Source organism: Blastococcus sp. SYSU D00868 (genome assembly GCF_054050575.1).
Genome location: NZ_JBJGZO010000042.1, coordinates 24,899 through 39,365, shown reverse-complemented (window position 1 = coordinate 39,365; position 14,467 = coordinate 24,899). Strand labels below are relative to the sequence as shown.

13 protein-coding genes are annotated in these 14,467 nt (G+C 76.1%); 5 read left to right on the top strand and 8 right to left on the bottom strand.

Features of this window, described 5'->3' with window-relative positions; all coding sequences use genetic code 11:
* Nucleotides 1–38: 38 nt before the first annotated feature.
* The 6 genes from ACI79F_RS22910 to ACI79F_RS22885 form a co-directional block, all read right to left on the bottom strand.
* On the bottom strand, nucleotides 39–2,513 hold the full coding sequence (locus ACI79F_RS22910) for an ABC transporter permease (protein WP_456546764.1): 2,475 nt from the start codon (nucleotides 2,511–2,513) through the stop codon (nucleotides 39–41).
* A gap of 6 nt (nucleotides 2,514–2,519) precedes the next feature.
* Nucleotides 2,520–3,293, bottom strand: coding sequence for an ABC transporter ATP-binding protein (locus ACI79F_RS22905; protein WP_456546765.1), 774 nt, complete (start codon nucleotides 3,291–3,293; stop codon nucleotides 2,520–2,522).
* Between the two features lie 170 nt (nucleotides 3,294–3,463).
* Nucleotides 3,464–4,183, bottom strand: a complete 720-nt coding sequence (locus ACI79F_RS22900; RefSeq protein WP_456546766.1) for a response regulator — start codon at nucleotides 4,181–4,183, stop codon at nucleotides 3,464–3,466.
* Nucleotides 4,180–5,367 carry a sensor histidine kinase gene (locus ACI79F_RS22895; RefSeq protein WP_456546767.1) on the bottom strand — a complete coding sequence of 396 codons (1,188 nt, stop codon included), beginning with the start codon at nucleotides 5,365–5,367 and terminating at the stop codon, nucleotides 4,180–4,182. The genes ACI79F_RS22900 and ACI79F_RS22895 overlap by 4 nt, the downstream gene beginning before the upstream one ends.
* A gap of 83 nt (nucleotides 5,368–5,450) precedes the next feature.
* Entirely contained in the window at nucleotides 5,451–5,978 is a 528-nt protein-coding gene (locus tag ACI79F_RS22890; protein ID WP_456546768.1) for a hypothetical protein, read from the bottom strand.
* 52 nt (nucleotides 5,979–6,030) lie between these two features.
* Complete coding sequence (locus ACI79F_RS22885; protein WP_456546769.1) at nucleotides 6,031–6,510, bottom strand: MarR family winged helix-turn-helix transcriptional regulator; 480 nt, start codon at nucleotides 6,508–6,510, stop codon at nucleotides 6,031–6,033.
* Nucleotides 6,511–6,595: 85 nt separating this feature from the next.
* On the opposite strand from ACI79F_RS22885, the gene ACI79F_RS22880 reads away from it, so the two are divergent.
* From ACI79F_RS22880 to ACI79F_RS22860, 5 genes are all read left to right on the top strand, one after another.
* On the top strand, nucleotides 6,596–7,159 hold the full coding sequence (locus ACI79F_RS22880; protein WP_456546770.1) for a YceI family protein: 564 nt from the start codon (nucleotides 6,596–6,598) through the stop codon (nucleotides 7,157–7,159).
* 212 nt (nucleotides 7,160–7,371) lie between these two features.
* Nucleotides 7,372–7,704, top strand: coding sequence for a hypothetical protein (locus tag ACI79F_RS22875; RefSeq protein WP_456546771.1), 333 nt, complete (start codon nucleotides 7,372–7,374; stop codon nucleotides 7,702–7,704).
* A 180-nt stretch (nucleotides 7,705–7,884) separates the two neighbouring features.
* Nucleotides 7,885–9,774 (top strand): translational GTPase TypA, encoded by a 1,890-nt coding sequence (gene typA, locus ACI79F_RS22870; RefSeq protein WP_456546772.1) that lies wholly within the window; start codon nucleotides 7,885–7,887, stop codon nucleotides 9,772–9,774.
* 290 nt (nucleotides 9,775–10,064) lie between these two features.
* A complete protein-coding gene (locus tag ACI79F_RS22865; protein WP_456546773.1) occupies nucleotides 10,065–10,562 on the top strand; it encodes a DUF5994 family protein in 498 nt (165 codons plus the stop codon).
* A gap of 134 nt (nucleotides 10,563–10,696) precedes the next feature.
* On the top strand, nucleotides 10,697–11,668 hold the full coding sequence (locus tag ACI79F_RS22860; RefSeq protein ID WP_456546774.1) for an NAD-dependent epimerase/dehydratase family protein: 972 nt from the start codon (nucleotides 10,697–10,699) through the stop codon (nucleotides 11,666–11,668).
* A 148-nt stretch (nucleotides 11,669–11,816) separates the two neighbouring features.
* On the opposite strand, the gene ACI79F_RS22855 is transcribed toward ACI79F_RS22860, so the two are convergent.
* Both ACI79F_RS22855 and ACI79F_RS22850 read right to left on the bottom strand, forming a co-directional pair.
* The gene (locus ACI79F_RS22855; protein WP_456546775.1) at nucleotides 11,817–12,809 is read right to left on the bottom strand and encodes a sulfite exporter TauE/SafE family protein; all 993 of its coding nucleotides are present in this window, start codon (nucleotides 12,807–12,809) and stop codon (nucleotides 11,817–11,819) included.
* A gap of 241 nt (nucleotides 12,810–13,050) precedes the next feature.
* A complete protein-coding gene (locus ACI79F_RS22850; RefSeq protein ID WP_456546776.1) occupies nucleotides 13,051–14,466 on the bottom strand; it encodes a DHA2 family efflux MFS transporter permease subunit in 1,416 nt (471 codons plus the stop codon).
* Between the last annotated feature and the right edge of the window lies 1 nt (nucleotide 14,467).

The window sequence follows — 14,467 nt, the reverse complement described above, 5'->3', positions numbered from 1 at the left end:
GCTCGAGTGCGGGGACCGCACTCGAGCGACTCCGTACCTCACGCGGCCAGGGCGGCCACCGGGGGCGTGCGGGCCGCGCGGCGGGCCGGCAGCACCGAGGCGACCAGCCCGGCGGCGGTGGCGACGACGACGATCGCGCCGACCTGCAGCCACGGCATGCTCAGCACCACCTCGCCGTACTCGCCGAGCACCGAGGCCACGCCGATCAGCCCGTAGCCGGTGCCGAGCGCGACGCCGAGCACCGCCGCGACCCCGGCGACCAGCGCCGCCTCCCAGGCGAGCAGGCCGCGCACCTGGCCGCGGGTCAGCCCGAGCGCGCGCAGCAGGCCGTTCTCCTGCCGCCGCTCGACCACCGACAGGGCCAGGGTGTTGCCGACGCCGATCAGCGCGATCAGCACGGCGACCCCGAGCAGCCCGGTGACGACCAGCAGCAGCACGTCGAGCACCTGGTCCAGCGCGGCCCGCTCGCTGGCCAGCCCCGTGACCGCGGCGGTCGGCACCGCCGCGCCGGCGAGGTCGGACACCTCGTCGACCACCGCGCCGGTGTCGGCGCCGTCGGCCAGCCGCACCCACAGCGTGTCCAGCACCGCCGCCGGGGCGAGCGCGGTCAGGTCGGCCGCGGCCAGCAGCGGGAGGTCGGTGTCGCCGAGCCGGACGGTGAACGTCCGCGCGCCGCCGGCGCCGGTCAGCGCCACCTCGTCGCCGTCGGCGACGCCCCAGCTCTCGACGGTCCACCACGGCAGGACGACGGTGCCGGCCGCCGGCAACGGCAGGTCGTCGGTGGAGCGCAGCACCGGCGCCGCCTCGGCCGGGGCGACGCCGAGCGCCGTCGTCTCCCAGCCGTCGGGCCCGGTCACCGGGCCGGCGGACAGCGGCGCCACCGCGCGCACCCCGCCGACCGCGCGCAGCCGTTCGACCAGCGAGGCGGGCATGCCCCCCTCGGTGTTGCCGGTGACCACGACGTCGGTCGGGTACTGCGCCTCGAGCCCCGCCTGCGCGGTCGCCCGGGTGGAGGCCGCGCCGACGACCATGGCGGTGGTCAGCGTGACGCCGATGAGCAGCGCGGTCGCCGTGGCCGCCGTCCGGCGCGGGTTGCGGGTGGCGTTGCCGCCGGCCAGCCGGGCGGTCACCCCGCCGCGGTGGACCAGCCGGCCCGCGGCCGCGACCACCGGCGGCACCGCCCGCTGGGCCAGCAGCACCACGCCGAGGAAGCTCAGCGCCCCGCCGCCCACCGACGCCAGGACCTCGCCGAGGACGACGCCGGCGCCCATCAGCAGCGCCCCGGGGATGAGCAGCAGCAGGCCCGCGACCAGCCGCAGCACGCCGCCGCGGGAGCGCAGCGGCGCCGGGTCCAGCGGGCGCAGGGCGGCCAGCGGCGCCACCCGGGTGGCCGCCCGCGCCGGGGCCAGGGCCGCGACCAGGGTGGTGAGCGTGCCGACGGCCAGGCCGCCGAGCACCGCGGACAGCGGCACCGACACCCCCGCCAGTGGCACCGGCGAGTCGGTGCCCACGACGGCCGAGACCAGCGCGGCCAGCCCGATGCCGGCGCCGACCCCGAGCGCGGAGGCGGCCACCCCCGTCAGCGCGGCCTCGGCGAGCACGCTGCGGCGGACCTGCCGGGAGGTCGCGCCGACGCAGCGGAGCAGCGCCAGCTCCCGGGTCCGCTGCGCCAGCAGGACGGCGAATGTGTTGGCGATGACCAGCCCGGCCACCAGCAGCGCGACGGTGCCGAAGACCAGCAGCATCAGCGTGAGCACCAGCGCGTCGCCGGTGAGCGCCTCGGCCTCGGCCACCGCCTGCTCCTCGCCGGTGCGGACCTCGGCGTCGGCGCCGTCCAGCGCCGCGCGGACCGCCCCGGCCAGCGCCTGCGGGTCGGTGCCGTCGGCCGCGGCGATCCGCAGCTCGCTGGGGCCCAGCGCGCCCCACGCCTGCAGCTGGTCGCCGGTGACGAAGGCGCGGCCGTTGATGCCGGCGGACGGGTCACCGCCGAGGTCGACGACGCCGGTCACGGTGGCCTGGGAGGTGGTCTCGCGGACCTCGTCGCCGTAGGTGGTGACGGTGAGGACGTCGCCGATCCCCGCGCCGACCCGCTCGCTGACCGCCACCTCGCCGGGCCGGTCGGGCAGCGCACCCTGCGCGAGCTGCTGCCAGCGCAGGGCCGGGTCGTCGGCCACGGAGTCCACGACCAGGTACTGGGCGCCGGTGCGGCCGGGCACCAGGGCCTGCACCGACGTCGAGGTCGCGCGGTCGACCGCGGCGACGCCGGGCACGCCGGCGACCTGCTCGGCCTCGTCCTCGAGCGTGCCGCCCACGCTGGTGACGACGACGTCGGCGCTGACGTACCGCGCGCCGATCGCCTCGAGCATGGTGTCGCGGGTGGTCCGGCTGAGCGTCAGCGTGGCCACGACGAAGCCGACGGCGATGACGATCGCGACGGTGGAGGCGACCAGCCGGGCGGCGTGCGCCCGCAGGCTCGCGGTGGTGACGCGGGCCATGCCGCTGTCGGTGCGCATCGGTGCTCAGGCCCCCAACCCGCGCAGCGCGGCGAGGACGGCGTCGGCGGTCGGGTCGGCGATCTCGCCGGCGACCCGGCCGTCGGCGAGCAGCACGACCCGGTCGGCGTAGGCGGCCGCGGTGGCGTCGTGGGTGACCATGACGACGGTCTGGCCGGTCTCCCGCACGCTGCTGCGGAGCAGGTCCAGCACCTCCGCGCCCGACCGGGAGTCCAGGTTGCCGGTCGGCTCGTCGGCGAACACCACGTCGGGCCGGGGGAGCAGCGCCCGCGCCACCGCGACCCGCTGCTGCTGCCCGCCGGACAGCTCCGACGGCCGGTGCCGCAGCCGGTCGCGCAGGCCCAGCCGGCCCACGACCGCGTCGAACCAGGCCGGGTCGGGGCGGCGGCCGGCCAGCTGCATCGGCAGCACGATGTTCTCCCGGGCGTCGAGCACCGGGAGCAGGTTGAACGACTGGAAGACGAAGCCGATCCGCTGCCGCCGCAGCCGGGTGAGGTGGTCGTCGCGCAGGCTCGTCAGCTCCGTGCCGCCGAGGAACACCTGGCCGCCGGTCGGGGCGTCGAGCCCGGCCAGGCAGTGCATCAGCGTCGACTTGCCCGACCCCGACGGGCCCATGATCGCGGTGAACGCGCCGCGGGCGAAGGCGACGTCGACCCCGGCGAGCGCGTGCACGGCCGTGGCGCCGCTGCCGTAGGTGCGGGTCAGCGCGGTGGCGCGGACGGCGTCGGCGGCCGGCGGCGGCTCGCCGGGGACGGTCATCACGGGGACGGGAGCGGACACGGGGGACCTCCGGCGGGTGGGCAGCGGGAACGGCGTCCACGCTGCCGGGGGAGGCCGTCGTCCCGCGTCGGAGCGGCGGGCGATCCTCGCGCCGCCGTCCCTGCGCCCGCGGGACGACCCCGCCGTCATCCCCCGGTCGTACGGCCCCTCGCTCGTCCGGGGGCGAGTGGTCACGCGTCGCGGAGGAGGTCGGCCGGCTGCACCAGGCCGGTCCGGTAGGCGAGGACGACGGCCTGCACCCGGTCGCGCGAGCCGGTCTTGGCCAGCACCCGCCCCACGTGCGTCTTCACCGTCGCCTCGCTGACCACGAAGTGCGCGGCGAGCTCGGCGTTGGTCGCGCCGTAGGCCATCTGCACCAGCACCTCGCGCTCGCGCGGGGTCAGCTCCGCCAGCTCTCGCGGCTCGGCGGCCGCGGCCGGCGCCGCCCCGCGCAGCATCGGCGCCACGTGCTGCAGCAGCCGCCGGGTGGACGACGCCGCGATCACCGAGTCCCCGGCGTGCACGGTGCGCACCGCGGCGAGCATCTCCTCGGGCGGGGCGTCCTTGAGCAGGAAGCCGCTGGCCCCGGCGCCGATCGCGGCCACCACGTACTCGTCGAGGTCGAACGTGGTGAGGACGACGACCCGGGGCCGCTCGCCGCGGGCGGTCACCTGGCGGGTGGCCTCGATGCCGTCGGTGCCGGGCATCCGCACGTCCATCAGGACGACGTCGGCCGGCGTCCGGGCCAGCAGCCGGACCGCCTCGTCGCCGGTGCCCGCCTCGCCGACCACCGTCAGGTCGGGCTGGGAGTCGATGACCATGCGGAAGCCGGCCCGGACCATCTGCTGGTCGTCGACGAGCACCACCCGGATCCGGCCGTCGCCCACCGTGTCGCCCACCGGGCCGCTCACCGGGGCCCCCGGTAGGGCAGGAACGCGTGCACCGCGAACCCGCCGCCGGACCGCGGCCCGGCGGTCAGCCGGCCGCCGTGCAGCTGCGCCCGCTCGACCATGCCGCGCAGGCCCTGCCCGGCGCCGTCGGGCCCCTCCCCGGTCAGCGCGGCGGACGCGCCGCGCCCGTCGTCGAGAACCGCCACCTCCAGGCCGTCGTCCCGCCAGGAGAGCCGCACCCACGCCCGGCAGGCCGACCCGGCGTGCTTGAGCACGTTGGTCAGCGACTCCTGCACGATCCGGTAGGCCGCCAGCTGCGGCCCGGCGGGCAGTGGCCGCGGGGCGCCCTCCACCAGCAGGTCGACGTCCAGGCCGCTGGCCCGCACGTCCTCGACCAGCGCGGGGACCGCGGCGACGTCCGGCTGCGGCGCGTACTCCTCGCCCGGGCCCTCGCGCAGCACGCCGAGCAGCGCCCGCATGTCGGTGAGCGCCTGCCGGCCGGTCGCCGCGATCGCCTCCAGCGCGCCGGTGGCCGCCTCCGGGTCGGTGCGGCCGGCGTAGCGGCCGCCGTCGGCCTGGGCGATGACGACCGACAGCGAGTGGGCGACGACGTCGTGCATCTCGCGCGCGATGCGGGCGCGCTCGGCGGTGGCGGCCAGCCGCATCTCCTGCTGCCGCTCGATCTCCAGCAGCCGGGCCCGCTCCTCCAGCCCGGCCTCCCGCTGCAACCGGGCCCGGCGCAGGTTGCCCAGCGCCCAGGCGGCGACGACGGCGATCGCGATCGCCCCCGTCGCGGCGACCATGGCGTCGGCCGAGTCGGCGGCGTAGTAGAAGGTGGCGGCCAGCAGCGCACCGAACAGGCCGAGCGCCAGGCCCGCCCGCCCGGCCCACCGGGGGGCGTAGGCGGCGAGCGCGTGCACCATCACCAGCGCAGCGACGTCGGCCGGCAGCAGCTGGTACACCACGCCCAGCTGCAGCAGCCCGACCACGGTGACGACCGCCGCGGCGGCGATCGGCGCCCGCCGCCGCCAGGCCAGCGGCGCGACGAGCAGCGTGCCGGTGAGCAGCGCGACGTCCGCGTCCGGCCAGTACGTGGCGGCGGGCAGCAGCACGAGGGTGAACCAGACGGCGCCCGCGAGCGCCGCGTCGACCGCGAACGGGTGCCCGCGCAGCCGGTCGGCCACGCGCTCCATCGGTTCGTCCATCGCGGGTCGACCCTAGGCAGTGCGCGGGCGGGCGTCGTCCACCTGCGGGATGACCCGCCCGTCCGGCCCCGGGACGACGCCGGTCAGCCGCCGACGTTGCAGCCGACGAACCCGGTGGAGACGTCGACCGGCGCGAACGTCGTCCCGTCGGCGGCCACCAGCCCCTCGATCCGCAGCCGCCCGTCGCTGTGCCCGCAGTCCTCGCCGGGCGGGTCGAGGTCGAGCGTGACGGTGCCCGCCGTCGCCTCCTGCGTGCCGGTCGGCTCGGCGGCGGCGTCGATCGCGTCGGTGCAGAAGTTGGCCGTCAGGTCCTGCCCGGTGAGGACGGCGACCTCGACCTCCGGGTCCGGCAGGCCGTAGCGCAGCCGGGTGGGGCCGTCCTCCGCCCGGCCGACCACGTCGACGGACACGGTGACGGCGACGTCGCCGCCGTCGCTCGCCGCCCAGAAGAACACCTCACCGCAGGCGTCGCCGTCGGTCAGGGCGATCGCGTCCGCCCCGGCGCCCGCCCCGCCGCCCGGCGTCGCGGGGGAGGCGCCGCCGGCGGTCGTCGTGGTGCAGGCGGCGAGGCAGAGCAGGCAGGCGAGGAGGGGGAGGGGGCGGGCCGGCACGTCGGGCAGTGTGCCCGGCGTGCGCCGGTCGCGGGGCGCTCGCGGCGCGGGCTCAGCGCTGGCCGAGGTGGCGCAGCAGCGTCTCGCCGACGTCCCGGATGGCCGCGACCTGCTCGGGGCTGAGCTGGTCGAAGAGGTGGGTGCGGACGCTCTCCACGTGCACGTGGGCGGCGGCCTCGAGCGCGGCGAACCCCTCGTCGGTGAGGACGGCGAGCTGCCCGCGGCCGTCCTCGGGGCAGGTCTGGCGGCGCACCCAGCCGCGCTCCTCGAGCCGGGAGACGGCGTGGGAGAGCCGGCTGCGGGAGGAGAGGCAGCGGTCGGCGAGCTCGCTCATCCGCATCGCGCGGCCGGGGGTCTCCGAGAGCGCGACGAGGATCTCGTAGTAGGCGTGCGAGATGCCGGTGGCGTGGGTCAGCTCGCGGTCGAGCCGGTCCTGCAGGAGCAGCGAGCTGAACAGGTAGGCGCGCCAGGCCTTCTGCTCCTCCGCGTCGAGCCAGCGCGTCCCACCGGGGGAGGTGTCCGACGACGTCATGTCCTCAGGGTACTGGCGGAATAGTCAAGCCTTCAACTACGCTGTGCGGGCAGAAGGTCAAACGCTCAACCACTTGGAGGTCCTCGTGACCAGCTCCGCCGCCGTCCAGATCCCCGGTTACGTCGCCGGCACCTGGGACATCGACGCCACCCACTCCACCGTCGGCTTCTCCGTCCGCCACATGATGGTGAGCAAGGTCCGCGGCTACTTCCGCGACTTCTCCGGCGAGATCGTCACCGCCGCCGACCCGGCGCAGTCCTCGGTGACCGCCCGCATCAACATGGACTCGATCGACACCCGGCAGGAGCAGCGCGACGCGCACATCCGCTCCGCCGACTTCTTCGACGTGGGCAACCACACCGAGATGACCTTCCGCTCGACCGAGGTCCGCACCGACGGCGCCGACTGGACGGTCGTCGGTGACCTCACCATCAAGGGCATCACCAAGCCCGTCACCCTGGAGCTGGAGCTCAACGGCTTCGGCCCGGACGCCTACGGCGGCACCCGCGCCGGCTTCAGCGCCAAGACCGAGATCTCCCGCAAGGAGTACGGCGTCGACATCGACATGCCGATGGACGGCGGCGGCGTCGTCGTCGGTGACAAGATCAGCGTCGAGCTCGAGATCGAGGCCGTGCTCCGCGCCGCCTGATCGCGACCGCTCCTCGAGGGCCCCGGACGCCGCGCGCGTCCGGGGCCCTCGCACGTCCGGGCCACCCGTCGGGACATCCGGGCGTGCGGACCGCGCCGCAGCGCGTCCTCCCTCACCGCAACGCGTCCTCCCTCACCGCCCACCGTGAGGGAGGACGCGCCACGATCAGGTGACCTGATCCCGGCCCGGCGCCGGCGGGGACACTGGGTGCCATGACGACGTCGCCGCTCGCCCGGGCCCGCACCCGCTTCCCGTCCGCCGCGCTGGTGGCCGCCGGGCTCGCCGCCGGGTTCGGGATCGCGCAGGGCACCGGCGTCCGTGCGCTCGGGGGCGCCGTCTTCGCGCTCGGCGGGCTGGCCGCGGCGGCGCTGTGGGTGCAGCGGCGGGGCTGGGCGGTCGCGCTCGGTCTCGGCGGCCTCTACGTCGGGGCGTTCGTGCTCGCCCACGTCCTCGCCCTCGGCGCCGGGCTGCCGGCCTGGCTCGCCGTCGGTCTGGTCACGCTCGCCGCCGCCGGGGTCACCGCCGCGGTCGCCGACCGGCGGTGAGACTGGTCACGATCGCCGCCCGCAGGGGTGGTCGGGGCCGCGGGACGGGCGGGACCCGCCGGCGCAGCCCCTAGCATGGGAAGGTCGCCGGGCCGGCGGCCGTTATCACCGGTGTCTGTGGCGCCCCGGAGCTGAGAGCCCGGGGGTGCCGACCCCCGATCTCCTGAGGTGCCTCTCCGCATGCCCACTCGCAACGACCTGCGCAACGTGGCGATCGTCGCGCACGTCGACCACGGCAAGACGACCCTGGTCGACGCCCTCCTCCGCCAGGCCGGCGCCCTGGGCCGCGCCAAGGGCGAGGGCACGGACAACGACTCCACGCAGGACCGCGTGATGGACTCGATGGACCTCGAGCGCGAGCGCGGCATCACCATCCTCGCGAAGAACACCGCGATCCGGCTGGCCGACGACGAGGGCAACCCGGTCGTCGTCAACATCGTCGACACCCCGGGCCACGCCGACTTCGGCGGCGAGGTCGAGCGCGGCCTGTCCATGGTGGACGGCGTCGTCCTGCTCGTCGACGCCTCCGAGGGCCCGCTGCCGCAGACCCGCTTCGTGCTGCGCAAGGCGCTGGCCAAGGGGATGCCGGTCATCCTCGCGGTCAACAAGACCGACCGCGCCGACGCCCGCATCGAGGAGGTCGTCGACGAGAGCTACGAGCTGTTCATGGAGCTCCTCGAGGACTCCGGGATGGACGCCGACGCGCTCGAGTTCCCGATCGTCTACTGCAACGGCCGCACCGGCCAGGCCTCGCTCAACCGCCCGGAGAACGGCACCGTCCCCGACAGCCCCGACCTCGCGCCCCTGGTCACGACGCTGCTGGACACCATCCCGCCGCCGTCCTACGACGCCGAGGAGCCGCTGCGGGCGCAGGTCACCAACCTCGACGCCTCACCGTTCCTCGGCCGGCTGGCGCTGCTGCGCATCCACTCCGGCGAGATGAAGCGCGGCCAGCAGGTCGCCTGGTGCAAGGTCGACGGCACCATCAAGAACGTCAAGATCACCGAGCTGCTGGTGACCGAGGGCCTCACCCGGACCCCGGCCGACAGCGCGGGCCCCGGCGACCTCGTCGCCATCGCCGGCATCGAGGACATCATGATCGGCGACACCCTCGCCGACCCGAACGACCCGCGCCCGCTGCCGCCGCTGACCGTCGACGAGCCGTCGATCTCGATCACGATCGGCATCAACACCTCGCCGATCTCCGGCAAGTCCGGCAAGAAGCTCACCGCCCGGCTGATCAAGAACCGGCTCGACCAGGAGCTCGTCGGGAACGTCTCGGTGCGCATGCTGCCCACCGAGCGCCCCGACACCTGGGAGATGCAGGGCCGCGGCGAGCTGGCCCTGGCGATCCTCGTCGAGCAGCTGCGCCGCGAGGAGTTCGAGCTCACCGTCGGCCGGCCGACCGTCGTCACCAAGGAGATCGACGGCAAGCTGCACGAGCCGGTCGAGCGGGTGACCATCGACACCCCCGGCGAGTACGTCGGCACGCTCACGCAGGCGCTGGCCACCCGCCGCGGCCGCATGGAGAACCTGGTGCACCACGACACCGGCTGGGCGCGGATGGAGTACATCGTCCCGTCCCGCGGCCTCATCGGGTTCCGCACCGAGTTCCTCACCGAGACCCGCGGCACCGGCGTCCTCAACCACAACCTCGAGGGCTACGAGCCGTGGATGGGCGACATGCGCGCCCGGCCGACCGGCTCGCTGGTCGCCGACCGTCAGGGCGTCGCGACCTCCTACGCGATGTTCTCGCTGCAGGAGCGCGGCTCGATGATGGTGTCCCCGGGCACCGAGGTGTACGAGGGCATGATCGTCGGCGAGAACTCCCGCCCCGACGACATGGACGTCAACATCACCAAGGAGAAGAAGCTCACCAACATGCGGTCCTCGACCGCGGAGGAGCTGGAGCGGCTGATCCCGCCGCGGATCCTGAACCTGGAGCAGGCGCTGGAGTTCTGCGCCGAGGACGAGTGCGTCGAGGTCACCCCGGCCGCCGTCCGCGTCCGCAAGGTGATCCTCGACCAGAACGAGCGGGGCAAGTCCAAGAACCGCAAGCCCAAGCTCTGACGAAGGACCCCGCTGCCCCCCACCGCTCGCGAGCTCGCGGTGGGACCCTGCAGCGGGGCCACGAGCCCCCTCCCGCCCCGGCGGGAGGGGGCTCGGCCGTTTCCGGGGGGAAGGCGTCGTGACCGTTCCGTGACATGTCGTGATGACCGGCCGGGGGACGGCGGCGCGCCCGGGCCGGACGCGCGGGGCGCCGCCCGACCCGCCTCCTACGTTCGTGTCGGATCCCTCTGACCACTCCGGTCCCCGGGGTCACGCACGACGGAACACGGACGGAAGGCGGGCTGACGCTGATGAGGACGACTCCCCGAACGGGACTGCTGCCCGAGGCCGAGGGGCACCGCGGTGGGATCGACGTCCGGGTCAGCATCCGCGGCGACGCCGGCGACGGCGACCAGGGCTTCGACGGCGCCTGGTTCCCGCGCAGCCGCGACCTCGCCGTCGAGGTGCCCGAGCTGATCGCGGCGCTGGACCGGCGCGGCATCCGGGTGGAGCGGTTCACCTACGCCCTCGACGCGTGGCTGCCGGCGCCGCGCAAGGTGGTGGTGGGCGGCCGGGTGGTGCGCACCGGCGGCTTCCGCAGCATGGAGCCCGGCGCGGTGTGCCTGAGCTGGGCCGGCGGCAACAAGCGCGCGGACCTGCTCGTCGTCCCGCCGGAGACCGACGTCGTCACCGGGGCGCGGGCGCTGCGGCTGTGCACCCGCCGCGGCCTGCCCCGGTCGCCGCAGATGGTGCTGGCCGCCGCGCGCGCCACCCCGCTGCCGCAGGTGCCCGCCCTCCGCGCCGTCTGACGGCCGACAGGGTGCGCTGAGGTGCAGCCCCGGCGCCCGATGGTGCACCTGGGCGCACGCTGTCGGCCGCCGGTCGTTGCGCCGTCGGTGAACCGGGTGGACGACGGGGGAGGGCGGCCGCTGGGCTGTCGGCCATGAGACTGCTCGTCCTCGGCGGCACCCTGTTCCTCGGCCGGCACGTCGTGCAGGCGGCCCTCGACCGCGGCCACGAGGTGGCGACCCTCACCCGCGGGGTGACCGGGAGCCCGCCGGACGGCGTCCGCGCGCTGCACGGCGACCGGGACGACCCCGGCGCGCTGCCGGCGACCCTGCGCGGCTGGACGCCGGAGCTCGTCGTGGACACCTCGTGCCAGACCCGCGCCGCCGCCCGCAACGCCGCCGCCGCGCTGGGCGGGGTCCGCGGGTACGCGTTCGTCAGCAGCATCAACGCCTACCGGAACTGGCCGCCCGGGCCGATCCGGGGCGAGGACGAGCCGGTCTGGGAGACCGACGACGACGAGTACGGCCCGGTCAAGGCCTTCGCGGAGCGGGAGCTGGGCGCCGTGCTGGGGGAGCGCTTCCTCACCGCCCGCGCCGGGCTGATCGTCGGCCCGTACGACACCGTGGACCGGCTGGGCTGGTGGCTGCGCCGGATCGCCCGCGGCGGCCGGGTCGTCGTCCCCGACGCCCTGGATCAGCCGATCGCGCTCGTCGACGCCCGGGACCTGGCCGGCTGGCTGGTCGGGATGGCCGAGCGCGGCGCCGGCGGGCCGGTGAACGCGACCGGACCGGCCGGCATGACGACCCTCGGGGAGCTGCTGGCCGTGTGCCGGGAGGTGACGGGCGGGGACGCCGAGCTCGTGCCGGTGCCCGAGGAGGAGCTGCTGGCCGCGGGCGTCGAGCCCTGGCAGGACCTGCCGCTGTGGCTGCCGCGGGAGATGGCGGCGACGGCGTGGCAGGTCGACACCCGCCGGGCCCGGGAGCTCGGCCTGCCCGTCCGGCCGGTGCGGGACTCGGTGGCCGACACCTGGGCCTGGCTGCGGGGCGCCGGCGAGCTGCCGCCCCCGCCGCACGGGCTGGCCCGCCCGGGGCTGCCGCCGGAGAAGGAGGCTGCCCTGCTCGGCTGAGCCGGACGGCCCGGGGGTTCCCGCCCGCACGGCCGGCGTCCGCCCCACGACCGGCGTCCTCCCTCACGACAGCGCGTCCTCCCTCACCGCGGACGGTGAGGGAGGACGCGCTGTGATCAGGGGACCTGATCCGGGCCCGGAGCCGGGTTCAGTCCTGCGGGGCGCTGGGCCGCCCGGCCAGCGAGCGCTCCTCGACCGTCGTCCCGCCGGAGCCGGACTGCTGCTCCTCGGCCAGGCGGGCCGCCTCCGCGGCCAGGGCGTCGGCGGACTCCTGCGCGCGGTCCTTGCGGTACTGCAGGAAGGACCAGACGACCGCGGCGGCCCAGACGACGTAGATCACGGCGTAGAAGGCGTAGCGGACGCCGTCGGGGGCGTCGATCCAGTCGCTGCGCAGCAGCGTGCGGGTGTTGGTCAGCACGATGATGCCGCCGACCAGCGAGCCGAGCAGCCGCGGCGGGACGTGCCGCACGAGCCACGCGGCGATCGGCGCGGCGATCAGGCCGCCGATGAGCAGCGCGAGCGCCCAGCCGGCGTTGATGCCCTCCCCACCGAGGCCGAAGAGGAAGCCGAGGCTGGCGGCCAGCGCCACGAGGAACTCGGAGGTGTCGATGGAGCCGATCACCTTGCGCGGCTCCATCCGGCCGCTGGCCAGGATGGCCGGGGTGCCGACCGGGCCCCACCCGCCGCCGCCGGTGGCGTCGACGAAGCCGGCGACCAGGCCCAGCGGGCCGAGGAACCGCTTGCGCATCGGCTTGCCGAGGTGGCGCCGGTCGATGCCGCGGAAGGTGAAGCGGACCAGCAGGTAGACGCCGAGCGCCAGCAGGATGATCGACATCACCGGCGCCGCGACCTCGGTGGAGAGGTTCGACAGGACGGTGGCGCCGGCGAACGCGCCGATCGCCCCGGGGACGCCGATCTTGGCGACGACCTTCCAGTCGACGTTGCCGAACTTCCAGTGCGACAGGCCCGACATCAGCGTGGTGCCGATCTCGGCCAGGTGGACCGTCGCGGACGCGGCGGCCGGGTTGGTGCCGATGGCCAGCAGCAGCGTCGTCGAGGTGACGCCGTAGGCCATCCCCAGGCTGCCGTCGACGAGCTGGGCGCCGAGGCCGGCCAGGGCGAGCAGGATGAGGGTCTTCATGGGGGCAGGACTCCGGGGGAGGGCCCGCGGGCGCGTGCGAGGACGCGCGGCGTCGCGGGAGGTGACGGGGGACGCGCTCAGGCGCGGGGAGTCAGCAGCCCGGACAACATGCGGTGCAGACGCGCAGCAGGTCGACGTGGATCCGCCCCACCAGGAGCACCGCCGTCGCCGCCACGAGGGCAATGTCTACCAGACCGGTCGACAAATGCCATCCCCGGGTCCAGCAGGTGGGACACCCCGTTCAGGCGCGCAGGACGTCGTCGCGGACCGTCGCCCAGGCCAGCACCCCGCCCAGCGCGAAGAGGGCGGCGCAGGCCAGCACCGCCGTCCGGTAGGCCATGGCGAAGGCCACCGGGTCGGCGTAGTCGGTGCCGGTCAGCCCGACGGCCACCGGCAGGGCGGCGACGGCCAGCAGCTGCGCGGCGCGGGCGACGGCGTTGTTGACGCCGCTGGCCGCCCCGGCCAGGGCGTCGGGCGCCGCGGCCAGCACGGTCGCCGTCAGCGGCGCCACGGTGATCGCCATCCCCAGCCCGAGCAGCAGCGAGCCGGGCAGCACGTCCACCGCGTACGGCTGCGCGCCGTCGACGGTGGCCAGCCACGCGGCGCCGGCCGCCGCCACCAGCGGCCCGACGGTCATCGGCAGCCGCGGGCCGATGCGCCCGGCCACGGCGCCGGCCCGCGCCGACAGGAGCGTGATCACCGCGATCGAGGGGAGCATCGCCGCCCCGGCCGTCGTCGCGTCGTAGCCGAGCACGGTCTGCAGCTGCAGGACCAGGAACAGCAGCACACCGCCCAGCCCGGCGTACACGGCGAGCGTGACCAGGTTCGCCCCGGTGAACCGGCGGTCGGCGAACAGCCGCGGGGGCAGCAGCGGGGCGGCGGCCCGCCGCTCGCGGACGACGAACGCCGCCCCGGCCAGCAGCCCCGCCGTCCCGGCGGCGACCACCTCCGCGCCGCCGGGCCGCTCGCCGGCGGCGATCAGCGCGTACGTGGCGCCGCCCAGCGCGAGCGCCCCCAGCAGCGCCCCGGGGACGTCGAAGCGGCCGGCCCGGCCCTCGGCCCGGCTCTCCGGCACGTGCCGGACGGCGATCACGAGCACGACGACCGCGACCGGGACGTTGAGCAGGAACACCAGCCGCCAGCTCGCGGCGTCGACCAGCACGCCGCCGAGGAACGGCCCCACCAGACCGGCGACCCCGCTGAGGCCCGACCACAGCCCGATGGCGCGGGCCCGGTCGGCCGGCCGCACCGACGCCTGGACCAGCGCCAGGCTGCCCGGCGTCAGCAGCGCCGCGCCGGCGCCCTGCACGACCCGCGCGGCCACGAGCTGCCCGGTGCCCTGCGCCAGGCCGCACAGCAGCGAGGCGGCCGCGAACCAGCCGACGCCGAGCAGGAACACCCGCCGCCGGCCGAAGCGGTCACCGAGCGCGCCACCGAGCAGCACCAGCGCCGCCAGCGCGAGCGTGTAGCCGGTGACCGTCCACTGCAGGCCCGACAGGGAGGCGCCGAACTCCGCGCCGATCGCCGGCAGGGCGACGTTGACCGCCGAGGCGTCCAGCAACGCCATCCCCGACGCCAGCACCGTGGCCGCGAGCAGCCGGCGCCCCGCAGGGGTGCCCAGCGCGACGGGGCCGGTCGCGGCCCCGGGGCCCGGCACC

Coding starts and splice junctions, on each gene's coding strand:
- typA (WP_456546772.1), top strand. CDS start 7,885: ATGCCCACTCGCAACGACCTGCGCAACGTGGCGATCGTCGCGCACGTC.
- ACI79F_RS22855 (WP_456546775.1), bottom strand. CDS start 12,809: ATGAAGACCCTCATCCTGCTCGCCCTGGCCGGCCTCGGCGCCCAGCTC.
- ACI79F_RS22860 (WP_456546774.1), top strand. CDS start 10,697: ATGAGACTGCTCGTCCTCGGCGGCACCCTGTTCCTCGGCCGGCACGTC.
- ACI79F_RS22875 (WP_456546771.1), top strand. CDS start 7,372: ATGACGACGTCGCCGCTCGCCCGGGCCCGCACCCGCTTCCCGTCCGCC.
- ACI79F_RS22865 (WP_456546773.1), top strand. CDS start 10,065: ATGAGGACGACTCCCCGAACGGGACTGCTGCCCGAGGCCGAGGGGCAC.
- ACI79F_RS22910 (WP_456546764.1), bottom strand. CDS start 2,513: ATGCGCACCGACAGCGGCATGGCCCGCGTCACCACCGCGAGCCTGCGG.
- ACI79F_RS22895 (WP_456546767.1), bottom strand. CDS start 5,367: ATGGACGAACCGATGGAGCGCGTGGCCGACCGGCTGCGCGGGCACCCG.
- ACI79F_RS22885 (WP_456546769.1), bottom strand. CDS start 6,510: ATGACGTCGTCGGACACCTCCCCCGGTGGGACGCGCTGGCTCGACGCG.